The organism is Laspinema olomoucense D3b (assembly GCF_025370785.1).
Lineage (GTDB): Bacteria > Cyanobacteriota > Cyanobacteriia > Cyanobacteriales > Laspinemataceae > Laspinema > Laspinema olomoucense.
The window spans coordinates 39,416-42,405 of record NZ_JAMXFA010000001.1; the positions used below are offsets into that span (position 1 = coordinate 39,416).

A 2,990-nucleotide genomic window follows, 5' to 3' on the forward strand; every position below is an offset into this window, starting at 1 on the left:
GAAGTAGCAGAGACGGATGTTGAGGAAGAAGTTATTGCTGCTGAAGGTGAAACCGAAGTAGTCGATGAAGTAGCAGAGACGGATGTTGAGGAAGAAGTTATTGCTGCTGAAGGTGAAACCGAAGTAGTCGATGAAGTAGCAGAAACGGATGTTGAGGAAGAAGTTATTGCTGCTGAAGGTGAAACCGAAGTAGTCGATGAAGTAGCAGAAACGGATGTTGAGGAAGAAGTTATTGCTGCTGAGGGTGAGATTTTTTCAGAGACGCTGGTAGATGCGGAAGAAACTCAGAACACTGCATCAAGTTCAGAGGCAGATGACATCGAGCAAGTCAGCCAAACCAGTCCGATAGAGACTCGGGAAATTTCTGACATAGAGGAGATCGCCACCCCAGCCTTATCCTCGAACGATTTGGCTAAAACCGAGCTAATTTCCCGGTTAGACAACCTCACTCAAACCTTAAAAATTCAAGCCAATAACAGCCCGACCTCTAGTGTTTCTGTTAATACTGCCCTGATAGAGCGACTAGAAACCTTAACTCAAACCCTGCAAAATCAAAATACTTCGCGATCGATTAGTGAAAGCACCTTAGCTTTAGTGAGTCGTCTGGAAAAATTTGTTGACCAGACATTTGTGCCAATTCCGGTAACCCCACCCACCTTGAGTTTTCCCTCCTCTAGTCAACCCTTAGTAGGGATTATCGGCAGCGGATTCGCCACAAATAAACCTGATATTGACTACTCCCGAATCACCTGGGGACGAGACCATATTGATGGAGATAATGACCCAACTTTACCGGAAGGGTCAGCCCACGAAAATGCCACTGATATCCTAGAAATTATTGCCGCTCAACCAGACAACGGTATTGGCATTGATGGCATTAATCCCGAGGCCACCATTTGGGCCGGACGGGCGATCGGTTCGGAGAAATGGATCCAATCTTTGGTTGAGTTTGTGGACGCGGCGCGCGAGTCAGGTCAACCGAATGCGGTGGTTAATGTGAGCCTGGACTTAACTCAGATTGATGCTGAGGGAAATGTCACGACTCGGTATGAATTAACGCCCCAAGAACGAGAGGCCCTTGAATATGCCCGTCAGCATAACGTACTGATTGTTGTGCCAGCCGGTCGTGAGCTGGGTCAGATTTCTGCTCTAGGTAGTGCGAGTTTAGAATTTGATAACGTTGTCACCGTAGGTGCTGCAACACGAGTTAATGATGCGATAGCTCTGTCTAAAGCTTATCAGGTAGCCGATGACTCCGGAAGTGGGATAGCACTAGACTTGGTTGCCCGTGGAAACAGTTATGAAGCTCCGGCTAAAGTGACGGGAGCTATTTCTCAAGTCTGGGCTGCTAATCCTCGTCTTAACTACACTCAGGTTATCGATATCATCAAACGCACGGCCACCGATTTAGGTCAACCGAACTGGGATAGTCAGACAGGTGCAGGCTTGTTAAACATGATCGCGGCGATTCATCTTGCAAAAGCAACGCAACCTGAAGACAAAGCTAAAATCCCATCGAAAAACCTAGCCGACGACCAAATAGACCCTGACATTCCATCAGACGACAATGATGACATTGATATCCCAGTAATACCTTCTATCTCCAACGAAGAGGTGATCGTCGAGGAAGAGCAGCCAGATAATCCCGCTTTCCAAGACGACGAGATTCTCCGCGATGACTGGATCTCTAGCACCGCTTATGACCCAGATGTTTTGATTGGACAAGACGATATTCCAACAACCGTAGATCCTGAATCCGTCATTAACCCCTGGGATATTGAGCAACCTAATCGAGATTGGAACCCCGAAGAAGACGGCTTCGGCTCCCCTGGCACTAGCACCGCCAACCGGATGCCAGTCGTGACAGTGCATAATCAACTGATGGGGGTTAACGAGACTATTGCTGCATCCAGTTTCTTCTCTGCATTTGACCCAGATAGTGATGCTATCCTAGAATATAAATTTTATGAGCCTGATCAAACGCCTGGTAGTGGCTACTTCACCCTAAATGGCGTTAAAATTGGCTCCTCTTTTACCATCAAGGCAGACCAACTCAAGGATTTGCAATTTGTGAGCGGCAGTGAACCTGGAAAGACTGAGATGTTTTCACTGCGGGCTTTCGATGGTAAGGTGTGGAGTTCAGAGGTTAATGCTGTCGTCAATCCTCAGACCATTAATGGCTCTATTCAGGAAAATAAGCGACCAGAGATCCTTGTACAAAACCGCGCATTTAACCCTGGTGAAGCTGTAGCACTGTCTACTCTATTTAGTGTCAATGATGCTGATGGCGATGCCATGCAAATCTATCACTTTTACGACCGAGATCGTGGTGATAATAGTGGCTACATCACTATTAATGGTGTGAAGACACCACTTGGCTCAATTTATGTCAACGCCAGCCAGTTGAAAGATATGCAATTTGTTGCGGGTAGCGAAGCCGGAAAAACTGAAGCTCTTGCTATTCGGGCTTTTGATGGTAAGCACTGGAGTGAATACAAGAATTTTGTAGCCAATCCACTTCCCATCAACGGCACTGCTGTTACTAACCGTTTACCCGTGATTAGTACCAACAACGTTGCTCTATCCCCCGGTGCTACTGTTCCTGCATCAAGCCTCTTCAGCGTCCAAGATCCTGACGGCGACGCAATGCAAATCTACTACTTCCATAACCAAGACTCCAGTAGTAACAGTGGATACTTCACCTTAAATGGTGTAAAACAGCCTCGCACACTGCACATCAACGCTAGTCAACTTAAAGATTTGCAGTTTGTTGCTGGAAGTGAGCTAGGTAAAGAACAGTCAATTATCATTGCTGCTTTCGACGGCAAACACTGGAACGACGCTTCAGTTGTTCAGATCAATCTATTAGCATCAGTAGGAGACACCCAACCATCGACGCAGCAAGTCAACCGCGCTCCAGTGGTCACCACTTATAACAACACCCTGAACACAGGCACAAGTCTGAGTGCCTCCAACTTCTTCACCGTGTA

1 protein-coding gene is annotated in these 2,990 nt (G+C 46.9%); it reads left to right on the forward strand.

Features of this window, described 5'->3' with window-relative positions; genetic code table 11:
* Positions 1 to 2,990 (forward strand): S8 family peptidase (locus NG792_RS00165; RefSeq protein ID WP_261234031.1); only part of this gene is annotated, 2,990 nt, incomplete at both ends.